The sequence below is a fragment of the Planctomycetota bacterium genome, from assembly GCA_016207825.1.
In the GTDB taxonomy this organism is placed as follows: Bacteria; Planctomycetota; MHYJ01; order JACQXL01; family JACQZI01; genus JACQZI01.
Window position 1 is genome coordinate 137,490 of sequence record JACQZI010000023.1, and the last position, 22,069, is coordinate 159,558.

At 46.4% G+C, this 22,069-nt stretch carries 19 protein-coding genes; 16 read left to right on the top strand and 3 right to left on the bottom strand.

Going from position 1 to position 22,069, the window contains the following annotated elements; all coding sequences use genetic code 11:
• Positions 1-84: 84 nt before the first annotated feature.
• The 7 genes from HY811_08875 (at position 85) to HY811_08905 (ending at position 7,944) form a co-directional block, all read left to right on the top strand.
• On the top strand, positions 85-930 hold the full coding sequence (locus HY811_08875; GenBank protein ID MBI4834914.1) for an ABC transporter substrate-binding protein: 846 nt from the start codon (positions 85-87) through the stop codon (positions 928-930).
• The gene (locus tag HY811_08880) at positions 927-1,922 is read left to right on the top strand and encodes an iron ABC transporter permease (protein ID MBI4834915.1); all 996 of its coding nucleotides are present in this window, start codon (positions 927-929) and stop codon (positions 1,920-1,922) included. Before HY811_08875 ends, HY811_08880 begins: the two co-directional genes overlap by 4 nt.
• 6 nt (positions 1,923-1,928) lie before the next feature.
• On the top strand, positions 1,929-2,717 hold the full coding sequence (locus HY811_08885; protein MBI4834916.1) for a heme ABC transporter ATP-binding protein: 789 nt from the start codon (positions 1,929-1,931) through the stop codon (positions 2,715-2,717).
• Positions 2,718-2,791: 74 nt separating this feature from the next.
• The gene (locus tag HY811_08890) at positions 2,792-3,496 is read left to right on the top strand and encodes a diphthine--ammonia ligase (GenBank protein ID MBI4834917.1); all 705 of its coding nucleotides are present in this window, start codon (positions 2,792-2,794) and stop codon (positions 3,494-3,496) included.
• 101 nt (positions 3,497-3,597) lie between these two features.
• Entirely contained in the window at positions 3,598-5,658 is a 2,061-nt protein-coding gene (locus tag HY811_08895) for a TonB-dependent receptor (GenBank protein ID MBI4834918.1), read from the top strand.
• Positions 5,659-5,728: 70 nt separating this feature from the next.
• The gene (locus HY811_08900; GenBank protein ID MBI4834919.1) at positions 5,729-6,676 is read left to right on the top strand and encodes a transketolase family protein; all 948 of its coding nucleotides are present in this window, start codon (positions 5,729-5,731) and stop codon (positions 6,674-6,676) included.
• A 29-nt stretch (positions 6,677-6,705) separates the two neighbouring features.
• On the top strand, positions 6,706-7,944 hold the full coding sequence (locus tag HY811_08905) for a S41 family peptidase (GenBank protein ID MBI4834920.1): 1,239 nt from the start codon (positions 6,706-6,708) through the stop codon (positions 7,942-7,944).
• 24 nt (positions 7,945-7,968) lie between these two features.
• Here the strand turns inward: HY811_08905 and HY811_08910 are convergent, their stop codons facing one another.
• Positions 7,969-8,223: a hypothetical protein gene (locus HY811_08910; GenBank protein ID MBI4834921.1), complete on the bottom strand. Its 255-nt coding sequence runs from the start codon at positions 8,221-8,223 to the stop codon at positions 7,969-7,971.
• A gap of 198 nt (positions 8,224-8,421) precedes the next feature.
• On the opposite strand from HY811_08910, the gene HY811_08915 reads away from it, so the two are divergent.
• The 7 genes from HY811_08915 (at position 8,422) to HY811_08945 (ending at position 17,295) form a co-directional block, all read left to right on the top strand.
• Positions 8,422-9,135: a YggS family pyridoxal phosphate-dependent enzyme gene (locus tag HY811_08915; GenBank protein MBI4834922.1), complete on the top strand. Its 714-nt coding sequence runs from the start codon at positions 8,422-8,424 to the stop codon at positions 9,133-9,135.
• A 24-nt stretch (positions 9,136-9,159) separates the two neighbouring features.
• On the top strand, positions 9,160-12,033 hold the full coding sequence (locus tag HY811_08920; GenBank protein MBI4834923.1) for a protein kinase: 2,874 nt from the start codon (positions 9,160-9,162) through the stop codon (positions 12,031-12,033).
• The gene (locus tag HY811_08925; protein ID MBI4834924.1) at positions 12,030-12,860 is read left to right on the top strand and encodes a purine-nucleoside phosphorylase; all 831 of its coding nucleotides are present in this window, start codon (positions 12,030-12,032) and stop codon (positions 12,858-12,860) included. The genes HY811_08920 and HY811_08925 overlap by 4 nt, the downstream gene beginning before the upstream one ends.
• 10 nt (positions 12,861-12,870) lie before the next feature.
• Positions 12,871-14,316: a TldD/PmbA family protein gene (locus HY811_08930; protein ID MBI4834925.1), complete on the top strand. Its 1,446-nt coding sequence runs from the start codon at positions 12,871-12,873 to the stop codon at positions 14,314-14,316.
• A gap of 4 nt (positions 14,317-14,320) precedes the next feature.
• On the top strand, positions 14,321-15,304 hold the full coding sequence (holB, locus tag HY811_08935; GenBank protein ID MBI4834926.1) for a DNA polymerase III subunit delta': 984 nt from the start codon (positions 14,321-14,323) through the stop codon (positions 15,302-15,304).
• 11 nt (positions 15,305-15,315) lie between these two features.
• On the top strand, positions 15,316-16,233 hold the full coding sequence (locus HY811_08940) for a signal peptidase (GenBank protein ID MBI4834927.1): 918 nt from the start codon (positions 15,316-15,318) through the stop codon (positions 16,231-16,233).
• 132 nt (positions 16,234-16,365) lie between these two features.
• Complete coding sequence (locus HY811_08945) at positions 16,366-17,295, top strand: formylglycine-generating enzyme family protein (protein MBI4834928.1); 930 nt, start codon at positions 16,366-16,368, stop codon at positions 17,293-17,295.
• Positions 17,296-18,173: 878 nt separating this feature from the next.
• Here HY811_08945 and HY811_08950 read toward each other — a convergent pair.
• Together HY811_08950 and HY811_08955 are read right to left on the bottom strand one after the other, a co-directional pair.
• A complete protein-coding gene (locus tag HY811_08950; GenBank protein MBI4834929.1) occupies positions 18,174-19,466 on the bottom strand; it encodes an NTP transferase domain-containing protein in 1,293 nt (430 codons plus the stop codon).
• Positions 19,467-19,580: 114 nt separating this feature from the next.
• Positions 19,581-20,405, bottom strand: coding sequence for a diaminopimelate epimerase (locus HY811_08955; GenBank protein MBI4834930.1), 825 nt, complete (start codon positions 20,403-20,405; stop codon positions 19,581-19,583).
• A gap of 86 nt (positions 20,406-20,491) precedes the next feature.
• Here HY811_08955 and nadA point away from each other — a divergent pair, with 86 nt between their 5' ends.
• Together nadA and HY811_08965 are read left to right on the top strand one after the other, a co-directional pair.
• Complete coding sequence (gene nadA / locus HY811_08960; GenBank protein MBI4834931.1) at positions 20,492-21,406, top strand: quinolinate synthase NadA; 915 nt, start codon at positions 20,492-20,494, stop codon at positions 21,404-21,406.
• A gap of 5 nt (positions 21,407-21,411) precedes the next feature.
• Positions 21,412-22,005 (top strand): aminodeoxychorismate/anthranilate synthase component II, encoded by a 594-nt coding sequence (locus HY811_08965; GenBank protein ID MBI4834932.1) that lies wholly within the window; start codon positions 21,412-21,414, stop codon positions 22,003-22,005.
• The last annotated feature ends 64 nt before the right edge of the window (positions 22,006-22,069 follow it).

Below are 22,069 nucleotides of genomic sequence, written 5' to 3' on the forward strand. Positions count from 1 at the left end.
TCAAGTTTCAAGTTAGAAGTTGCAAGGACCTTCGTGGTTTTCTGTCTTTACTTGCTCACTGTTAATTGTTCATTGTTAATTTGCGTGTCTTGCTCCAGAGAAAAACCCGCTCTGCCGGCAAGCGGACCGACTATCACGGATGCCACGGGAACAGCGGTTCCCTTAAACCCGCCGCCAACGCGGATAATATCGCTGGCGCCATCCATCACCCAAAATATCTATACGCTCGGGGCTGGAGATAAATTAATCGGGGTAACCACCTACTGCAAACTGCCCCAAGGCGAAAACAAGGCGCGAATCGGGAACGTCTGGGAGCAGGATATAGAAAAAGTCCTCCAGCTAAAACCGGATTTAATACTGGCCACCAAGGAAATAAACCAATCCGAACCCGTCAATAAGCTGAGAAGTTACGGATTGCGCGTATTTGCCTTCCCGGAGGTGAAGACGTGGGAAGACATCAAGAACGAATTCGCCTTAACAGGAAAGTTTTTAGGCAAGGAAGAAATAGTCCAACAATTATTAAAGGAATATGAACTAAAACTAAAAAGTATTGAAATACAAAAACTCAGCACTTCTTCTGAGCAACCCACTGTTTTTATCCAACAATCGGAACAGTTTCATACAGTAGGTAAAGACACTTTTATAGATGCGGCTATTAATTATGCGGGGACATTGAATGTTGCTTGGAATACCATAGGACGCTGGCCAATGCTTAGCATAGAGGAAATAATAAAACAAGACCCTGATTTAATCCTAATCTCAACCATGGGCGAAGCGACCGCGCAGGCGCTGGAAAACTGGAAAAGGTATCCGTCGCTCAAAGCCGTTAAGAATAATAAAATAATCGTGATAGATGCGGATATCTGCTGCCAGGCGACACCAGATAGCTTTATTAAACTGGTAGAGATAATTTCGGAAAATATAAAATGAATCGTTTAATATTCTTTGTTTTAATCATTTTAGCAATCCTAAGCTCTGTTATCGCACTGCGGGTGGGAAGCGGGGCAATAAGCTGGCAGGAATTCTGGCAGGCGCTTTTCAATCCTTCCGAATCGAGCGCCGCGCAGATGATACTATGGATGCACCGCCTGCCCAGGATTCTGGCCGCATTATTAATCGGCGCCGGATTATCGGTGAGCGGATGCGTCCTGCAGGGCCTCTTAAGAAATCCCTTGGCTGAACCTTATACGCTGGGTATTTCCGGAGGCGCGGCGTTAGGAGCAACCGCGGGCATACTCATTATCCCGGGATTCCTTGGTGCGTGGTCGCTTCCCTTTGCCGCATTTGCCGGCGCGGCTTTGGTCAGCGCCTTGGTTTACATGATTGCCGGACAGCACCGCTTTTCCGTTATCGGGCTCGTTCTGGCAGGCGTAATCCTGAGCTTTATCTCATCATCACTTGTCCTTTTGATATTCAGCCTGATTAACCCGATAGAAATAAATTCCATTTTATTCTGGCTTATCGGGAATCTTTCTTCGCTGAGGCCGGAAATGCTTCATGTGATTCCTTTCTTTATCACCATCGGGATTATCCTGCTCTATTTATTCGGGCGGGAGCTGGACGCCATGTCTTTGGGAGACGAAAAGGCGTTTCATCTTGGAGTGAATACGATTACGGTCCGTAAGTGGTTGTTTATTATCACCTCACTGGTTGTGGGCGGGTGCATCGCTACGGCCGGGATGATTGGTTTTGTCGGGTTAATCATCCCACATCTTATGCGGTTGATAATCGGGCCGAAGCACCGCCCGCTAATCGTAGCAAGCGCCCTGGCCGGAGCCGCGTTTCTGGTGATTTGCGACACAATAGCCCGGACACTTTTGAGCAGTTACGGACAGGAACTGCCCGTGGGCGTGGTGACAGGCATTATCGGCGGAATGTTTTTCTTGTTATTCCTGATGAAACGGAAATTGAATTACCAATAATCTAATATGTTAGAAGTAAATAATTTAACTTCCGGTTATTCCGGCGCGGCCAAAGTGGTCGAAGATATCACTTTCCGGGTATTGCCGGGCGAGGTGGTCGGGATAATCGGCCCGAACGGAGCCGGGAAAACCACCCTTTTTAGAGCGCTCACCCGCTTATTAAAACCGTGGGCGGGTGAAATCCGCTATCGCGGAAAGAACATCCAGGAAATCCCGATAAAAGAGCTGGCGCAGTTGATAGCGGTCCTGCCGCAGAATCTGCCTTTGGCATTTTCCTTTACGGTAAAGGATTTCGTGCTGATGGGACGCCTGCCCCACATGGGCATGTGGCAGAACTTACGGGAAAGAGACCGCGCAATCGCCACGGATATGATGCGCCTGACGGAAATAGAAACTCTCGCCGAACGATATGTCACAGAATTATCAGGCGGTGAATTACAGCGCGTTATGCTCGCCCAGGCCTTGACGCAGGAACCGGAATTATTGTTGCTGGATGAGCCGACTTCACACCTGGATATCGGGCACCAGGTGGAAATAATGGATATGATTACGCATCTTAAGGCAGAAAAGAATCTGACTATACTAATGGTTTTGCATGACTTGAACCTGGCCGCCTTGTATTGCGACAGGTTAATACTTTTGAATAACGGCAAAATACATTCAAGCGGGACGCCGAGCGAGGTATTAACCTATCAGAATATAGAAGCTGTTTACAAAACGGTCGTGGTGGTAAAGGAAAACCCGATTACCCAACGGCCGCATGTGCTTTTGATACCGAAGGAGCGGTGGAAATAACCGTTTAAAGGTTTAAGGGTTCAAGAGTTTAAAGGATTATCTTTTGAACCTTTAAACTATTAAACTTTTGAACTATGTATATATCATCGTGGAGCGGCGGAAAAGACAGTTGCTTGGCTTGTTATAAAGCAATCCAGTCCGGTTATAGGATTTCGCATCTGGTAAACTTTATCTCGGCTGAGTTTAAACGGGTCAGCTTCCACGGCACGCCGGCAAAGTTGGTCCAAAGGCAAGCGGATGCTATCGGAATCCCTTTATTGCAGAAAGAGGCCCATCCCGAAGACTACGAGCCATCTTTTAAGGAAGCGGTTAACCAATTGCGAATGGCGAATGGCGAATGGGGAATTAAAAATTCCGAATCCCGAATCCCCAATTCCGCACTTGAGGGCATGGTTTTCGGTGATATTTATCTGCAGGAACACCGGCAATGGACAACGCGCGTCTGCAACGAACTCGGCATACAAGCAATAGAGATGCTCTGGGGCATGCGTACGGAAGATATACTGGATGAATTCATCGGCCTTGGATTCAAATCGCTTATCATTTCCGCCAAGGCATCGCTTATTGGCAAGGAATGGGTCGGTAAACTAATCAGCCATGAATTCATAAACTATCTTAAAAATGAAAAGCCCCATGTGGACATCTGCGGGGAAAACGGGGAATACCACACGTTCGTATTTGACGGGCCGTTATTCAAGAAACCTGTAAAGGTTGCAAAACAGGAGGTGATAGAAAAAGAAACGCCTTATGGCAAATGGTATTTTTTGGATATGGAATAATCAAATCTGCCGGCGTCCCGACGTATGTCGGGACTTTGCCCGGCCGGCATGATTTAGTTTTTAGATATTAAAACAGAATAGTTTTAAGAAAGGGATATATCATGAAACGTTTTATAATAATAGGCTTTTCTCTGTGTGCTCTGTGTTTCTGCGGTTTGCCAACCAAGGCTGAAGAAGAGATGGAAGAAATCGTGGTTACCGCCACGCGCGAGGAAAAACCGCTGAAGGACGCGCCCGGCGCAATCACTCTTATCAAGCAATCGGAAATAGAAGGCAAGAATACGCTTGATATTACCAATGCGCTTGCCTATAGCCCGGGCGCTAAGATACTGCGCTACGGCTCGCTCGGCTCGAACGCCACTATTCACCTGAGAGGCTTGTATTCACAGCATACGCTGGTCATGGTTGACGACCGAATCATCAACGCGCCATCAAGCGGGGGAGCGGATTTATCGTTTCTCTCCGCGGATAATGTCGAACGGATTGAAATCATGCGCGGGGCGGCTTCTTCCCTCTACGGAGGCAACGCCGTTGCCGGGGTGATCAATATCATTACCAAAAACCCATCTGGCCAGCCAAAAAGCTATCTCAACACATTATACGGCTCTTATGACACGTCCATTACACAGTTTTCGGACAGCCGTTCTTTCGGCGGTTTCGGATACATCTTTAATGGAAACTATAAATCATCGCAGGGGCACCGCGACAACAGCGCCTATTACTCAAACGACAGCCATCTCAAAATGAATTATAAATGGGCGGATGAAATGAAGCTGTCGCTTGATATCGGCGCAAACGAAGGCAAAAACGATTTGCCCGGCACGCGCCCGGCAAAAGACCCGGCATTAAGAACCGCCTCCCAAAAAACATTCGGCGACAGCAAGATTTCCACCAGCCGCGATTCAGGGGAAAGCGCGAAATCATACCTAAACCTCGTCTTTAACATAGGGCATTTCAAGGTTAAACAATATGGCAATTACTGGGATGATATTAATCACCAGGAATGGATTTCCGTGGGCGCGCATTACACCCGGAACAGCAATTACCGCAGCGCTACTTACGGAACGGAAATAATCGCCGACTTGGATTATTCCTATATTAACCACTGGACCGCCGGCTTGAGCGCAGGCGGGGCGCGTTACAAGATACATGATGACGAGGTTAATTTACAAACCGTAACCCTTACCGAAAGCAAATGGAACGCACGCAGGGGCAATTACGCCGCATTCGCCCAGAACGAAATAAAACTGGATAACATCCTTTTTACCATAGGCGGACGCTGGGATAACCCGACTGATTTCGCGACTCAGCTTACGGGCAAAGGCAATATCCTCTGGCACATAAACGAGACCACATCCATGCGCGTTTCCGGAGGCAGTTCTTACCGAGCGCCTTCCCTTAACGACCTTAACTGGCCAAAAGACGCATTTTCCGAAGGGAATCCGGAATTGCAGCCGGAAAAAGGCAAGACCTACGAAGCCGGAATAAAACATGAACTTAAACCAGTCGCATTGGTTACAGAACTGACTATCTTCAGGCAGAATCTTAAAAACATGATCGCTTGGGCACCGACCGGCTCTATGGGACCCTGGGGTAACAGATGGCATCCTTCAAACCTTAATACCGCGTGGATTACCGGGCTGGAATTGGGGGTAACCTACCGGCAGATAAAAAATATTACGTTCAACCTGAATTATACTTTTCTGGACGCATATCAGCGAAACAAAGAAGCGCGCCAGTATATCTATGACCCGTTTACCTGGGCGACCCTGGCTGTCATCAGCAAATCAGAAACCCGCCAACTGGCTTATACGCCTGTCCATAAAACTGATATCGGAATAAACTTTGCCAATCTCGGCGGGGCGGAAAACTTGTTTCTGGATATGGATGTGCAATATATCGCATCCACCTACCAATACTACGGAAATAGCGACCTTGGTTTTCCCGTGGAAACAGCCTGGACAGAAACCAAAAAGCAGGGCGGTTACTGGCTGGTGAATATGAAGATAAGGAAAAACACCGCGGGCAATTTCGGGTTCTTTATTGGAATGGAAAATATTACCAATAAGGAATATGTTATCCAGCTGGGCAGTTCGATTAATGACCGCGGCTATCCCATGCCGGGGAGAACGGTATTGGCAGGTGCCGAGTTCAGGTTTTAAATATAATCATTTAAGTCAAATTATATTTTTATTGCCTTTGTGGATTTTTTGTCTTACAATATACGACGTTATGGCGGAAATGAAATGCACTCGAGAAGCGTGCGGAAGCGCGCTGGTGGAATTGGGAAAAATAAACCCCAATGTAGTCGTACTTTCCGCAGACTTGGCCGGCTCAACTAAGACAAGCGATTTCCAAAAAGCCTTCCCGGATCGGTTTTTTAATATGGGAATCGCCGAAGCCAATATGATGAATACCGCCGCGGGACTGGCGTTTTCCGGCAAAATTGCCTTTGCCACAACCTTCGCAATATTTGCCACCGGACGCCCATGGGAACAAATCAGGAATACGATTGCCTATACCAAAGCCAATGTCAAAATAGTCGCCACACACGGAGGCGTTGCGGTCGGCCCGGACGGCGCTTCTCATCAGGGAATTGAGGATATCGCTCTCATGCGCGTGATTCCGGGAATGACCGTTATCATTCCCTGCGATGCCGTGGAAACGCCCAAGGCAATATTCGCCGCCGCCCAGATTAAAGGCCCGGTCTATATCCGTCTTTCCAGGCCGAAACTGGCGGTGATTACAAATCAAACAGATTATTTTAAGGTGGGTGGGACCAATATTTTACGCGAGGGAAATGATGTTACAATCATCGCCTGCGGAATAATGGTTGCCAAGGCGCTGGAAGCGGCGGATGCCCTGAAAGCGCAAAACATAAGCGCCACAGTAGTCAATCTCCACACGATAAAACCGCTTGATAACGACAGTATCATCAGCCTTGCCAAAAAGACCGGAGCCGTTGTCACAGCCGAAGAACATCTTGTTGCCGGAGGCATGGGAAGCGCTGTCGCGGAATTATTGAGCCGCAACCATCCAGTGCCGATTGAAATGGTCGGGATAAACGACCGGTTCGGGCAATCCGGCGAATCGGATGAACTGCTTAAATATTATCATCTTACCGCAGAGGATATCGTCGGCGCCGCAAAAAAAGCAATAAGCCGCAAAAGGACCCAATAAAATCCACTACTAGAGGGAAAAGAAACAAAATGATCATCTCGTTTAAAATCAGCAAGCTTCATATTGTTCTGTTTATCTTCGCCCTAGTGGCGGCGTTTCTGATAGCAACTAAAATATCAGGAGGTTCCTCGGACTCCCAAATCGTTGAAAAAGAAGTAAAGAAAATCGTCACGGTTTATGATATCATCAAAAATAATTACGTAAACGATGTTAAATCTGAAGATATATTCAATAACGCCTTTAAAGGCATGCTTAATAATCTTGATCCCTATAGTGATTATTTTTCCCCGGATGAATACAGAGAATTCCAGATTTCAATGAAAGGCGAACTTACCGGGGTGGGAATGGAAATCACCATGGAAAATGGGATGCTTAAGGTCATTGCCCCGCTGGAAGACTCGCCTGCTTTCCGGGCAGGAATACTCGCCGGAGACCATATCCTGGAAATAGACGGGGAATCTACAGAATCTTTCACGCTTTCCGATTGCTTCCGCCGTATCATAGGGAAAGAAGGAACCGAAGTCACCTTAACACTCCTTCACCAGGGAGAAGACACTCCCCAAAAAATCACCGTTATCAGGGAAAAGATAAAGATAAAAAGCGTGAAATACGCCCATATAATAAACAAAGAAGAAAATATTGGCTATATCCGCATTACTAATTTCCAGGAAGATACAAGCGAGTCGTTTGCGCAAGAGGTAAAAAACCTGCGGGAAAAAGGGATAAAGTCCCTCATAATAGATTTGAGATTTAATGGAGGTGGACTGATGATCCCTGCCGTAGAAATATCCAATATGTTTATCAAGAATGGCATTATCGTTTCCACCAAGGGGCGGGCTGAAGACTCCAAAGAAATCTACAAAGCCGAACCTAAAAACGCTGTTTTTGACGGGGTGCCTTTAGTTATTCTCATTAACGGATATACCGCCAGCGCTTCAGAAATATTTTCGGGCGCCATCCAGGACCATAAAAAAGGAATACTAGTCGGTTCGCGTACATACGGCAAAGGACTTGTCCAGACGCTCGTGGAAATCCCCGGAGATAAATCCGCCGTAAAACTTACTATTTCTAAATATTATACTCCTTCCGGCAAATGCCTGCAAAGGCAAAAAGATAAGAATTACGGATTGGATCCTGATGAATTGGTTGAACTCTCTACCGCGGAGGAGGTGGAATTATTAAAAGCGCGCAGCCGGGGAGACCAGATTGATATAACACACGATAAGCAACTTGAAAAGGCGATAGAAAAACTAAGCCTGCCTAAATGACGGGGACGGCCGACTGGTCAACGCTTAAAACTTATCTTTAATCTGATCCGCCAGGTTTACCTTATTTTTCTCCTCGTATTCCTGCAGTTTCTCTATCCGCTTGAGGTCATCCTTAATACGATTAACCAGTTTGAAAATATAAGGTCTGCCTTTTAACCGGTCACCCAGGTCTTTAAGCATCCTTTCCCAGCTGCCGCCATAGAGTTCGTCCCTCAATGTAATAAGCATTTTTTCCTCCGAAGATAGATTTTCCGCAAAAGATTTATTCTTTCCTGCCATAATCTCTGCTATACTTATATTATCAGCTATATTTCACAAGTAGTTTAGCAAAATTTTAGTAAAAAAGTAATTTTTAGTCTGCAAGACAGATGATTTCGGCTACCTTTAACCACATATAAAAGCTATCGGGAAACATCTCGCTTTTATTAATTGACTTTTAGCTTTATCGGAAGTAATATAATAAGTTTAAAAGCCCATATGAACGAGCTAATTGTTCCGGAATATTTGACGAATAATCTGGATTGGATAAGGCAGAAAATCGAGAAATCGGCTCGTAAGGTAAACAGGGATCCTTCGGAAATTAAACTGATAACAGTTACTAAATACGCGGACATTGAAACCATCGGGTATTTACCAGCACTCGGACTCTTCGATTTAGGGGAAAACAAAGTTCAGGAACTGGTAAAAAAAGCAGAGGCTTTACCGGATTCGGTAACCTGGCATATGATTGGTCATATGCAGACTAATAAAATCAAGAGGGGGTTGCCTTTTTTTAATTACCTGCACTCGCTGGACAGCTTGCATCTGGCAGAGGCGCTGGAAAACGAAGCTAACAGGATCAATAAGCAACTTAATGTTTTTATCCAGCTTAATATAAGCGGGGAAGAATCGAAATACGGGATAAAACCGGAAGAGCTCTTTAATTTTTACGGGAAAGCAAAGGATTATTCCCATCTGAAAATTATCGGCTTGATGACCATTGCACCAGAAGCAACTAACCCTGAAGAATCCCGCCCCGTATTCCGAAAACTCCGGGAATACCTCGACGAATTGAAAACTAAAATGACTGGTCAGGCAAGAAATGATTTCTGCCACCTGTCAATGGGCATGACCCAGGATTATGATGTCGCGATAGAAGAAGGGGCTACGTTCATCAGAATCGGGACAGCTCTTTTTAAAGAAGCGGCCTAAATAACTTTTATATCTTGTAATATTATGCCTCGTTTAATAGTAGAAAAAGGCCCTGATAAAGGCAAATCCATCCGCATCAGCGGAAACGACACCATTGTCATTGGACGGGAAACTACCGCTAACCTGCGCTTAAGCGACATCATGGCTTCGCGCATGCACTTCCGGATAGAATTCCGCGCGGACGGCGGTTATTACCTGATAGATTTGAACAGCATGAACGGCACCTTTGTTAACGGACAGAAAGTCAAAGAACGCGCACTAAAACTGGGAGACAAGGTACAAATCGGCGAAACTCTTTTCACTTTTATGGGAGATATCGAAGCCCAGAAACAGGGACCCATCGGTCAGACTATCGGCGGATACACCATCATGGAACGCGTCGGCCGCGGCGGCATGGGCACGGTTTATAAAGCACTCCAGATTTCTTTAAATCGCGTGGTAGCGTTAAAGCTCCTCTCGGATGAATTGGTAAAGGATAAAACATTCATCAACCTCTTTGTGCAGGAAGCCCGCGCGGCTGCCCAGCTTAACCACCCCAATATCGTCCAGGTTTACGATGTCGGTTCCGACAAAGAAGTTTACTTTTTCTCCATGGAATATGTGCCGGGTGCCAGTCTGCAGGATATACTTTCCAAACGTAAGAAACTACCGCCGGAAGTGGCCGTCGGCATTGTTTTCCAAGCGGCCCAGGGACTGGAATACGCGGAAAAGAAAGGCATCGTCCACCGCGATATCAAACCTGATAATCTTATGATGGGGGAAAACGAAATAATTAAAATAGGAGACCTCGGCCTGGCAAAAAGCCTCAAAGCCCCTTTCGCCGAAGAACAGGCAAGCAGCGTTTTCGGCACTCCCCATTACGTCGCGCCTGAACAGGCAACGGGAAAGCCGGTTGACCACCGGGCGGATATATATTCGCTCGGCTCTACTTTTTACCGCATACTTACCGGCATAACGCCATATTCCGGGTCTAGCGTCAAAGAAATCATCGCCAAGAAAATCAAGGATGACCCGACCCCCATTAAGCAATTGGAACCCGGCTTATCCAGCGAACTCAGCAAAATAATTGATAAAATGATTAAAAGGAATCCAGACGAACGTTTCCAGACTTTTTCCGAAGTCCTGAAAGCGCTGGAAACGATTAAAAGCGGAGTCATTAGCACACGGGCAACATCCACTCCGGATGACACCTCCAAAAAAGAACCCTCTAAAGAGGAAGGCACGCTGCCGAAAAATCTGATAGATAGCATTGTGTTACCGGTGATACTAACCGTACTTTCCGGATTAAGCCTGTTCCTTATAGTCTGGCATCATTATAAAAATATCGGGCCTGGATTTGAGCCTACGGTTATTCCCCAGAACGGGTTCCAGCCGGATGAAAAACAGATTATTGCGGAAATTGATAAATTGGACACGGCTTTAAAAGACACCCCTCAAGATGATGTCGAACTCCTCATGGAGCTTATTACACGCTATGAGAAATTAACAGAAAAATGCCGCAATATAAAATTATCAATTGTGGTCCAGGTAAAACTAGCTGACCTAGACAAACGTTTTAACCAGATAAGCGAACCGGTTAGGCAAAAATATAAAGAAAAGAAATCATCCGAGCTTTTTACCGCCTTAACGGAAGAGACAAGCCACGAACGCCAGCAGATTATTACGCTTGCCAAAACAGGCGACGTCGATTTCTATATAAAAAAATGGATTGAAGGATGGGAAAATTTCAAGCTTAAATATGCCGGCACAGCTTCGGTTGCCCATGCGGATGAACAAATACGGCAAGCAAACCTGTTTAAAGGGCGCATCGAAAACAGCCGGGAACATTATGAAAAACTTCAGCCTCAGGTTAAAAACGCGGTTAAAGAGCATCGTTTCAAAGAAGCATATGATATAACGACCGGTTTTATAAATGATGAAAAATATCAGGATACTCTCTATAACATAGTCGCCTCGGAATTGCTCCTTGAGATAAAAAACCGCGGGTTGGATGATTTCCAGGAAACCCGTAACGAAGCGGTAAAACTTATGGCGGAAGAAAAGCTGGAGGAGGCCAAGAAGTTACTGGAGAAAAAACAGGGGTTTTACGGCGAACCGGAACTAGAACAGATGGTCCGGGATAATTTGGCTGATATAGAACAGAAAATACAACAACAAAAAAACACGGCATTTCAAAAGCTACTTGGGATCGATGAAGGAATATTCTACCGGACATATCCTGATGTCCTTATGCTGGTCCACGAAAGCGATTTGTCCAATCCGGATAAACTTCTCAAAGAAGCGGAATCGCTTTTGAATATAATTACTGTTAAAACACCTGATTATAACGAGCGGAAAAAAGATATCCTTTATGAACTCACTTGCGAAATCCGAATAATGAACCAGCTGAAACTCAATGCCGCGCAGTTTAAGGGTAAAAAATCCCTCAGAAACCAGAAAATAAGCGATATCTCCAACAGCGGTATTGTCCTGCAGAACGGGGAACTGGTTCTCTGGCGCAAAATCTCATCTCCGGAACTTTTCGATTTAATCAGCAAAGGATGGAAACTTTCCAGCAGCGAAACTCTTAAATTAGCAATTCTTTGCCTAAAAAGGGGAGGCATGATAAACGAGGCGAAAACACTCCTGAACACGGCCTTAAAAAACAATCAGGACAAAGAAGAAACGGCTGTTATAAATAAATATCTCGGCAAGCTTGAGGAATCCGTTCCGATGAGGGAAAAAGACGCTGATTTTATTTTCCGCCAAGCAAATGCCCAGTTTAATGACCAAAACTATTTTAGCGCCCTCAAAAGCTATAACCTGATTAAATACCGTTTTGTCGATACCAAGCTATACCGGCAGGCGGAAAATTTCATCGATAAAAAAATCATCGAAATTGAGGAGCGACTTAAATGACAAAAACGAAACTATCGGCTAAGATTAAAGAGGCGACAAACACCATACGCAAAAAACTGGCCTTTAAACCTGATGTGGGCGTTATCCTCGGCACGGGGCTGGGAAAACTGGCCGAGGAAATTAAAGTAAAGGCGGTATTGCCTTACTCCAAAATACCGCATTTTCCTGTTTCCACCGTACTTTCCCACAAAGGCGAGCTGTTGCTGGGCACATTAAACGGAACAAAAGTCATCGCCATGGACGGCCGGTTTCATTACTACGAAGGCTACTCACTTGAAGATATCACCTTGCCGGTGAGGGTAATAAAAGCGCTTGGGGCAAAAACGCTTATTGTTTCCAGCGCAGTCGGCGGCTTAAACCCGAAATACCAGCGGGGCGACCTCATTATCATTGAAGACCACATAAATCTCATGGGCGTAAATCCGCTTATTGGACCAAATGACGACACTCTCGGCACCCGCTTCCCGGATATGAGCGAGCCATATAACCGGAAATTCATCGCGCAGGCAGAATCCATTGCCAAAAAACTCGGCATAACCGCGCACCGTGGGGTTTATGTCGCGCTTACCGGGCCGAACCTAGAAACCCGCGCGGAATACCGCTTCCTGCGTATTATCGGCGCTGATGTGGTCGGCATGTCCACCGTTCCGGAAGTGATTGTCGGCATCCATGCGGGCTTGAAAATACTGGGCATTTCCGCCGTGACCGATATGTGCATACCGGAAACGCTCCGCCCGGCTAATATAAAAGAAATCATTAAAATCGCCAACCAAACCGAACCGAAAATGACCGCTTTGGTTAAAGAATTTATCAGAAAAATAAATTAGGAGAGGAAAAATGAAAGAATTATCGCAGATAACTTTGGACACGGCTCAATCCAAGGGGGCCAGTTACGCGGATATCCGCATTATTAAGCTGGATACGGAAAGTATCGGCGTGCGCAACGGCCGCATTGTCGCCATGGACCACGACGAATCATACGGATTCGGCGTAAGGGTGCTGGCAAACGGCGCTTGGGGCTTTGCTTCCAGCACGCGTGTCAACCCTTCAGAGATCAGCCGGATAAGCGCTCTGGCCGTGGAAATCGCTCAGGCAAGCGCCCGCTTAAAAAAAGAAGATATCAAGCTGACCCAGGAACCTGTCTATAAGGATAAATGGCAAACCCCATATCTAATAGACCCTTTCAAAGTCCCGATGGATGAAAAACTGGACATCCTTTTTAAAGTAGATGCCATCCTGCGCAAAAACCGCAAGATTGCCGTTGCCATAAGCAGTATGGGTTTCCGCAAAGAGCGCCAGTGGCTGGCAACTTCAGAAGGAAGTTTTATCGAGCAATTATTACTGCGCAGCGGCGCCGGCTATTCCGCCACTGCCGTGGATAAAGGAGAATCCCAGATACGTTCTTACCCGACTTCGTTCGGCGGGCAGTATATGTCACTCGGCTATGAATTGATAAACAACCTTAGGCTGGTGGAAAATGCCGCGCGTACCCGCGACGAAGCTGTCGAACTCCTTACAGCTAAACCATGTCCAAGCGGTAAAACGGATTTGATTCTCGGCGGGGCACAACTGGGGCTTCAAATACATGAATCCGTCGGACACCCAACAGAACTGGACCGCGTATTCGGAGCTGAGGAAAGTTACGCCGGCAGGAGTTTCCTCACCCCGGAAAAATATACCGGGCACTTTAAATACGGCTCCCCTATCGTCAACTTGGTAGGCGACGGTACCGTGCCTGGAGGACTGGCAACAATTGGTTATGATGATGATGCCGTAAAAGCCCAGCGCTGGCATATTGTGGAAAGCGGCATTTTCAAAGGCTACCAGACAAATCGCGAATTCGCCGGCAAAGTAGGCGATAAAGCAAGCCGCGCCTGCTGCCGCGCGGATGGATTTAATCGAATTCCTATGGTTCGCAACAATAACATCAGCCTTATGCCCGGAGATTGGGAATTGGACGATTTAATAGCCGATACCAAAAATGGCCTTTATATGGAAACCAACCGTTCCTGGAGCATCGACCAGATGCGTCTGAATTTCCAGTTCGGTTGTGAAATCGGCTGGGTAATCAAAAACGGCAAGAAAACCCACATGGTGAAAAACCCGACTTACCAGGGCATTACCCCAGAATTCTGGAGCTCTTGCGACGCCATCTGCAATGAAAACCACTGGGTTTTATGGGGCGTGCCCAACTGCGGCAAGGGAGAACCCTCGCAAACCGCGGAAATGTCGCACGGCACCAGCCCGACCCGTTTCCGTAATGTTACCGTAGGCGTAAAATAAAAATATGTTTAACAATATTCTCGGCCAAGAACAGCCGAAAGCTCTCTTCGGCGATATCATAAAAAAACGGAAGCTGGCGCACGCCTATATCTTTTCCGGGCCTGAAGGAGTCGGCAAGTTTCTATTTGCCCAAGAACTGGCAAAGGCACTCCTTTGCGAAAAAGGCACAGGCTGCGGCAAGTGTCGCTCATGCCTGCGCACAGAGCACAAAAACCACCCTGCTTTAAATATCTTATCCGTTCCTGAGAAAAAGAAAAACATCCCGATAGAAGCCGTCCGTGAGCTGGAACATGAAATAGCCCTGAAACCGTTTGAAGGCAGATACAAAATTTTTATCATCAACAATGCGGAAACTTTGTCTGAAGAAGCCACCAACGCCATCCTGAAAACGCTGGAAGAGCCGCCCCCTTATTCATTAATTATCCTGATAAGCTCCAAGCCGGAATCGTTATTGCCGACCATTCTTTCCCGTTGCCACCTTATTCGTTTTTATCCGTTACCGGAAAGCGCCCTTAAAGGATTGCTTTCCAAATCCATAAAAGGCAAGTTAACCGAAGCAGAGTTGAAAATCTTGATAGCCCTTTCCGGCGGCTCGGCCGGGCAGGCACTGGAACTTTATGAAAAAGGCTTTATCCCCCACCGGCAGAAACTCATCAGGGGCGCGCTCCAGCCAAGCTCAGCCCTGACAGAGGACATCATCGGGTTCGCCAAAAGGGAAAAAGAAAACGAGGACATCAGGACAAGCATCATACGCCAGTTGAAAATAATATCGCTTGCATTGCGCGATTTGATGCTCTTAAACCTCGGCATCGGCGACGATAAAACAATCTTTAATTACGATAACATCGTCTCCTTAAATAAGGCGAAGGGGTTATTTCCGCTCCGGCGTGTTTCCAAAGCGATTGAAACAATCATCCAGGCAGAACAATATATCCGGCTTAATATGAATTACAATCTTGTTGTAACCAATACGGTTATTAATATATAATAGGGGAAAATATGTATATTGCAACAGTTCGTTACGGGATAGCGCGTTTAATCGGTGATTTTAAGACTAGTTTAAGTGATTTACGGCGTGGGGAAACGGTCGTGGTAAAAACCGAGCGCGGGACGGAAATCGGCATTGTTATTTCTTCTGCGGCTCCCACAGAAACTGTGGCACCAGCCAAAGACACCCAGAAGACGGATGGCGCACCTCTCCCAGCACCGCCTCTGGCGGAAAGTACCGGAGAAGTCTTACGTCGCCTGGCAACAGAAGACCAAAAAGAACTGGATAACATTTGCCAGATTAAAATTCCCAAGGAAATGGAATACTGCCAGTCGAAAATAAAGGCGCTCAACCTAGCGATTAACCTGATCTGTGCCGAGCACCTGCTGGGCGGTGAAAAGATAATCTTTTACTTTATCGCGGACGGCAGGATAGATTTCCGGGAACTGGTCAAGGAACTGGCGCGCGAATATAAAACCCGGATAGAAATGCGCCAGATAGGCGTGCGAGATAAAGCACGCTTCCTGGGTGATTTCGAACACTGCGGACAGGAACTCTGCTGCAAAACCTTCCTTAAAGGGCTCGAACCGGTCACTATGAAAATGGCCAAGCAGCAGAAAACCATGATGGACCCTTCCAAGATTTCCGGCAGATGCGGTCGCCTGATGTGCTGCCTGCGTTTTGAGGACGAAACATACACTGAGCTTAAATCCAAACTCCCTAAAAAAGGCAGCCGGGTAAGAACCGCCAAAGAAGTGGGCGATATCATTGATGTGGATATCTTAAGCCAAAAAATGCTTATCGAACTTGAAGACAGAACCAAGGTTAAAATAAACGCCTCGGATATCATAGAAACAATCCGCGGTCCCATCCTTAAAGTAAGCGCGGAAAAGGAAGAGGAAGAAGAAACTCCGGAAAAACATTCTTAATTAAATTATGCTACGCGTTCTTGCTGTTAGGCGTATTCTGTGTGATTCCGCGGCAAAACTAATTTATTTGAATTTATATCGGCCTTGTGATAATATTTGGATAAATTAATTCCGTAATAAGGGAGGTGGTTTATGTCTCCGAAAATACATTTGTTTATCTGGTTATCCGTAATAATTTTCCTGCTGGGATTTTTTTCCTTCCCCATAGCCGGCTTAATGGGACAGGATGAGACAAAACCTATTGACGGAACCGATGGCAGCGAAAATTCCAAGGAAGATGAAATACTTCCGGGAGAGGAAGAAACTTTCCCCAAGCCAAAGATTCTGGAACAGGAAATGGTCCTGGTAAAAAGCGGGCAGTTCTTAAGAGGTAGTAAACCGGAAGACCAGAACGCTGATATCAACGAACAGCCCCAGTATAAAGTATATTTGAAGGCCTTTTATATAGATAAATACGAAGTGACCAACGCCATGTATAAGAAATTTGTAGATGCCAAAAACTATAAACCCCCGCGCCACTGGGTGGACGGCGAAATCCCTTTCGACAAGGAAAATTATCCGGTGGTATATGTTTCCTGGGAAGACGCCAAGGCTTATGCCGACTGGGCGGAAAAAAGGCTTCCGACCGAAGCCGAGTGGGAAAAGGCCGCTCGGGGTGACGAAGGCTTTATCTATCCTTGGGGCAACGATTTCGATAAACTTAAATGCCGTAACGCCCTTTCCAATATACGGGATTTGACCTTTGCCAATGACTATGAAAACGGCAATAGCCCCTACGGATGCCACAATATGGCAGGCAACGTTTCCGAATGGGTAAGCGACTGGTATGACTGGCGCTATTACCGGCAGGACCCGCCGCCGGAACGTAACCCACCCGGCCCGGACGAATCGGAAAAGGATTCGCAAGGGAATCCGAAATTCCCTTATAAGGTAGTGCGTGGCGGAAGCTGGGGAGATTTCTCCGAGGATTTACGGTGCGCCATGCGCAGTTCCTATCCGCCTGACTACACATCATTCAGAATCGGCTTCCGCTGCGCCAAGGATGCCAAAGAAGGCGAATAAAGGAAAGGCGCTGTTCTATTTTAATCAATCTGCAGTCCCCGAAATGAAATGGAGAGGGGGCGACCCATTTCTGAATCGCCCCAAACCCTTGGCTTACGCTTGGCTCACTCGGAGCAAAGCGACGTCCCAATACGCAGTATTGGGATGTACCTTACACCTGACTGACTTTTACCTCAAGGAATAACTGCGGAACGTCCTTGTAAAAGGGCCTGTTATCCTTGACGAAGTCCAGTTAAGAAGCGCCGCCCGGAGTAAAGCGATTTAGTTTTAGCCCATTCTTTATTAATGCCAAACATATCTATTATCCGAAGTATCTACTGCGGACAGAATCATATAAACCTAAACCCAATAAACTTTGGAACGGCTAAAAACTTCGCACCCTACCGGATAAGTAATCTACCCCCTCCCTACCCGTCCCCCCTGCCATACCCCTATCCGGAGTATTCCGAACCCGGAAAGGGAGTATATGGATTTTCTATCTGGAGGGAATAAAATAGCCTGAACCACCCGGAGCCGGTATCACCACTCCCTATACCCACCTACCCTACACCTCCCTCCTGACCCCTATCCGGACCGGTCAAAGCACTTGGAATAGGGGGTACGACGGGAAAATATAAAAGTAGAGGTTAAGTTCAGGATTGATTTCCGTAAAAGGAAAAGCTGTAAGCCCTAAATTACTTTAGCGTGATTAGTCTATTTGAATGACAGAATTATCCTAAAAACCATTGCCATTAGTTGATTTTTATGGTAACATCATGCCTGATTAGAACCTGACTTCGGCCAATTCTTTTGATATTCTATTCATTTTCCCCTTGTTCAGATGTCCGTCGCATCTACAACCAGTTTAATCCGTGTGTAAACAATACCTATTTTCCGCCTCAATGGCGGGCAAGCTTGCTCTTGCGTTTGGGTTTCTTGCCGCCCAGCGGTTTTGCCGGGATGCCAGCTACGGTAACACCTTGGGGGACGTCATTGCCTTTGGTGATAACCGCGCCCGCGCCGGTAACCGCGTCTTTGCCTAATTTTACAGGGGCGACCAAAACAGTCCCGCTTCCGGTAGATGCGCCATCTTCGATAATAGTCTGGTGCTTGGATTCCCCATCATAATTTGCCGTGATGGTGCCTGCTCCGATATTGACATGGTCACCGATAGTCGTATCGCCGAGATAGCTCAAATGTTTTGCCTTGGAATGTTCCCCAATTTTAGTCTTTTTGGTCTCCGTGAAATTGCCCACCTCGGCATGGTCTTTTAAAACTGTGCCGGTTCTTAAATGCGAGAACGGACCGACCTCACAATTGGCGCCAATTTTCACCCCTCTCCTTATCACGGTAAAGGGAAAGATGACGGTATCCGTCCCGATATTGACATCGGCTTCGATATATGTCTTGGAAGGATCTATGATAATGACACCCTGATTAATTAATTTTTTCTGGATGCGCTCCTCCATTATCCGGTTTGCCTTGGCAAGCTCCTCGCGGGAATTTATCCCGAGGCATTCGGTAGCATCCGGCGCGATAAAGACTTCCACGCGCTCGCCTTTTTTCGCCAGAAGCGAAACCATGTCGGTAAGATAATACTCGCCGTTCTTAGAATTGGGTCTTACTTCTTTAATGGCATCAAACAATTTCTGCGGATTAAAGACATAGATGCCGGAATTTATCTCGTTTATGCGCAGTTGTTCTTCATCGGCATCTGATGTCTCAATAATAGCCATAAGCTGTCCTGTAGCATTGCGGATAAGCCGTCCATATTGATTCGTGGAATTGACAATACCGCTTAATACGGTTACGGCAGTATCTTTATTCGTCTCATGTAACGAAATAAGTTTATTTAATGTTTCCGCGGTGATTAACGGAGCGTCCCCGCAAAGGACGAGCAGCGTGCCGACGAAACCCTTGAGTAAAGGCGCTGTCAGGGAAATGGCATGGGCAGTCCCCATCTGTTTTTCCTGCAAAACCCATTTCAGATTTTCATTAGCAAAAGCGTTTTTCACCTTTTCCGCACCGTGCCCGATGATAACGTGGATGGGATTCATATTCGCTTCGCGGGCGCAGGCGATGACATAGGAAAGCAAGGGCTTGCCGCAAAGGGGATGGAGCACCTTGGGCAGTTCCGAGCCCATACGGACGCCCTTTCCGGCGGCTAAAATCACACATGCGGTTTTGTTCATATGGGATATCTAACCACTAAGGAACGGGAAAATCAAGAAAAAGGAATCCGAATGACGCGAGTGCCAACTATAAGGAAAAGTGATTACACACCCCTACCCCTCTCAAGAGGGGATTTAGAAAGATACGTTTTTATAGAACAGTTCTTCTGCCGGACCGGTGATATAAAGCGTGCCATCGGGCTTGGATTCAACCAGGAGCTTCCCGCCTTTAAGATGGACACTAACTTTACGGGTAAGCCGCTTCTTAAAGATTCCGGCGGCGACAGACGCGGCGGCGCCGGTCCCGCAGGCAGTTGTCTCACCCACCCCGCGCTCCCAGGTGCGCTGTTTAATGTTGGTTTTGTTTACTATGCGGACGAATTCGACATTGGTGCGCTTGGGAAATATCCGGTGCTTTTCGATAAGCGGCCCATAGCGCTCGACCGGGAATTTAACGGTGTCCGGAACGAAGATAACGCAGTGCGGGTTTCCCATGGAGACTTTTACCGCTTTGAACTTCTTATCTAAAATCTCCAATCTGCAATCTGCAATACTTTCCGGCTTGCCCATCTCCACGCGGATGTTTTTCACCTTGTTATCCTTAATATCCAAATCAAGCGTTTTAATACCGGCAAGGGTTTCCACTTTGATAGTTTTCTTCCAGGTCAAACCATGTTCGTAGGCGTATTTGCCCAGACACCTGATGCCGTTCCCGCACATTTCTGCTTCTGAACCATCCGCGTTGAAGATACGCATCCTGAAATCAGCAGGGGCTAACGAGTGAGCCGGTGAATTAGCGAATTTATGAAGCGGCAGTATTATGATTATTCCGTCAGCTCCTATGCCGCTTTTCCTATCGCAAAGCTTCTTTATAATAGCAGGCGACAGGTTGAGCCGTGCTTTTGTGCCGTCGAATACGATATACTCGTTGCCGAGCCCGTGCATTAATGATATCTTCATAAAAGCCTGATCGAATTATTATATTGAAAAACCTACCAGTTAATGATAAAATTATATATTCTGGTTGTAATAAAGGCAATTAATTTATGCTGGCAGAAACTTATTTAATCCAAAAGATTAATAAACTTCGCAAGGAACGCAAGGCGGTGATTGTGGCGCATAATTACCAAAAGAGCGAGGTGCAGGATATCGCCGATTACGTAGGCGATTCGCTGGAGTTGGCACAGATTTCCTCGAGGACAGATGCGAAGGTAATAGTCTTTTGCGGAGTGCATTTCATGGCGGAGACTGCTTCCATCATCACGCCGGATAAAACCGTCTTAATCCCTGATGAAAACGCCGGATGTCCCATGGCTAATATGATTACGGCACGGCAATTAAAGGAGCTTAAGGCACAACATCCTAATGCCGTGGTGGTTACCTATATCAACAGCAGCGCAGCGGTCAAGGCGGAAAGCGATTACTGCTGCACTTCGTCAAACGCGGTGAAAGTGGTTAAGGCAATCCCCAAAGAAAAACCCATTATATTTATCCCTGACCAGAGCCTGGGAAGCTATACCGCGGCCCAAGCCGGGCGCAGGCTAATCCTGTGGAACGGATATTGTCCGACGCATCACCGTATTACGGCAAAAGATATAAAGGAACAAAAAGAAAAGCATCCTGATGCCAAGGTAGTCGTCCATCCGGAATGCCTTCAGGAAGTGATTGACATTGCGGATAAGGTGGCTTCAACCAGCGGGATTCTTAAATATTGCAAGGAAACCGATGCTAAAGAATTCATTATTGGGACGGAGATAGGTATTATCCACCGCTTAAAAAAGGAAAACCCGAACAAAATATTTATGGCAGCATCAAACTTAGCGGATTGTCCTAACATGAAATTGAACACCTTGGAAAAGATCTTGTGGTCGCTGGAAGATATGGTTTACCGGGTAACAGTCGAGCCGGAGACGGCTAAAAAGGCGATGGATTCAATCAGGAGGATGCTTGAGATAGGATAATAATTATGATTCTGGTTATTGATAATTACGATTCTTTTACCTATAACCTGGTTCAAGTGATAGGAACACTCGGCAAGGATGTACAAGTTTACCGCAATGACGCGATAACGACCAATGAGATAAAATCCAAAAAACCTTCCCACATCATAATTTCGCCCGGGCCCGAGACACCCAAGGAGGCGGGGATTTCAAACAAGGTAATAAAGAAATTCGCCGGGAAAATACCGATTTTGGGAGTATGCCTGGGCCACCAATGCTTGGTGGCGGTTTTCGGGGGTAAAATCATCCGTGCGGGGAGATTGATGCATGGCAAGACGTCCAAAGTCTATCACGATGGAAAAACAATCTACAAAAACTTACCGAATCCATTTGCCGCGGCAAGGTATCATTCCCTTATTGCCGAACCGAAAAGCCTCCCGAATTGCCTTGAAATAACCGCCCGGACAGAAATGACTAAAGGCAATAAACCAGAAACGGAAATTATGGGAGTCCGGCACAAGAAAATACCGGCATTGGAAGGGGTGCAGTTCCATCCGGAATCTTTTATGACGCCGGACGGCCTGCTGCTTCTTAAGAATTTTCTGGGGTTTAAAATATAGCTGTTCGTTTGACTTAAAAGAACTTTGGGATTAGAATCTTTCTTAATATAATAAAAACAGAAAG

Bases quoted from the DNA above. Each gene is read 5' to 3' on its own strand.
- holB (MBI4834926.1), top strand. From the start codon at position 14,321: ATGTTTAACAATATTCTCGGCCAAGAACAGCCGAAAGCTCTCTTCGGC.
- HY811_08905 (MBI4834920.1), top strand. From the start codon at position 6,706: ATGATCATCTCGTTTAAAATCAGCAAGCTTCATATTGTTCTGTTTATC.
- HY811_08915 (MBI4834922.1), top strand. From the start codon at position 8,422: ATGAACGAGCTAATTGTTCCGGAATATTTGACGAATAATCTGGATTGG.
- HY811_08930 (MBI4834925.1), top strand. From the start codon at position 12,871: ATGAAAGAATTATCGCAGATAACTTTGGACACGGCTCAATCCAAGGGG.
- HY811_08885 (MBI4834916.1), top strand. From the start codon at position 1,929: ATGTTAGAAGTAAATAATTTAACTTCCGGTTATTCCGGCGCGGCCAAA.
- HY811_08890 (MBI4834917.1), top strand. From the start codon at position 2,792: ATGTATATATCATCGTGGAGCGGCGGAAAAGACAGTTGCTTGGCTTGT.
- HY811_08920 (MBI4834923.1), top strand. From the start codon at position 9,160: ATGCCTCGTTTAATAGTAGAAAAAGGCCCTGATAAAGGCAAATCCATC.
- HY811_08950 (MBI4834929.1), bottom strand. From the start codon at position 19,466: ATGAACAAAACCGCATGTGTGATTTTAGCCGCCGGAAAGGGCGTCCGT.
- HY811_08965 (MBI4834932.1), top strand. From the start codon at position 21,412: ATGATTCTGGTTATTGATAATTACGATTCTTTTACCTATAACCTGGTT.
- HY811_08925 (MBI4834924.1), top strand. From the start codon at position 12,030: ATGACAAAAACGAAACTATCGGCTAAGATTAAAGAGGCGACAAACACC.
- HY811_08880 (MBI4834915.1), top strand. From the start codon at position 927: ATGAATCGTTTAATATTCTTTGTTTTAATCATTTTAGCAATCCTAAGC.
- HY811_08955 (MBI4834930.1), bottom strand. From the start codon at position 20,405: ATGAAGATATCATTAATGCACGGGCTCGGCAACGAGTATATCGTATTC.
- HY811_08945 (MBI4834928.1), top strand. From the start codon at position 16,366: ATGTCTCCGAAAATACATTTGTTTATCTGGTTATCCGTAATAATTTTC.
- nadA (MBI4834931.1), top strand. From the start codon at position 20,492: ATGCTGGCAGAAACTTATTTAATCCAAAAGATTAATAAACTTCGCAAG.
- HY811_08900 (MBI4834919.1), top strand. From the start codon at position 5,729: ATGGCGGAAATGAAATGCACTCGAGAAGCGTGCGGAAGCGCGCTGGTG.
- HY811_08910 (MBI4834921.1), bottom strand. From the start codon at position 8,223: ATGGCAGGAAAGAATAAATCTTTTGCGGAAAATCTATCTTCGGAGGAA.
- HY811_08895 (MBI4834918.1), top strand. From the start codon at position 3,598: ATGAAACGTTTTATAATAATAGGCTTTTCTCTGTGTGCTCTGTGTTTC.
- HY811_08940 (MBI4834927.1), top strand. From the start codon at position 15,316: ATGTATATTGCAACAGTTCGTTACGGGATAGCGCGTTTAATCGGTGAT.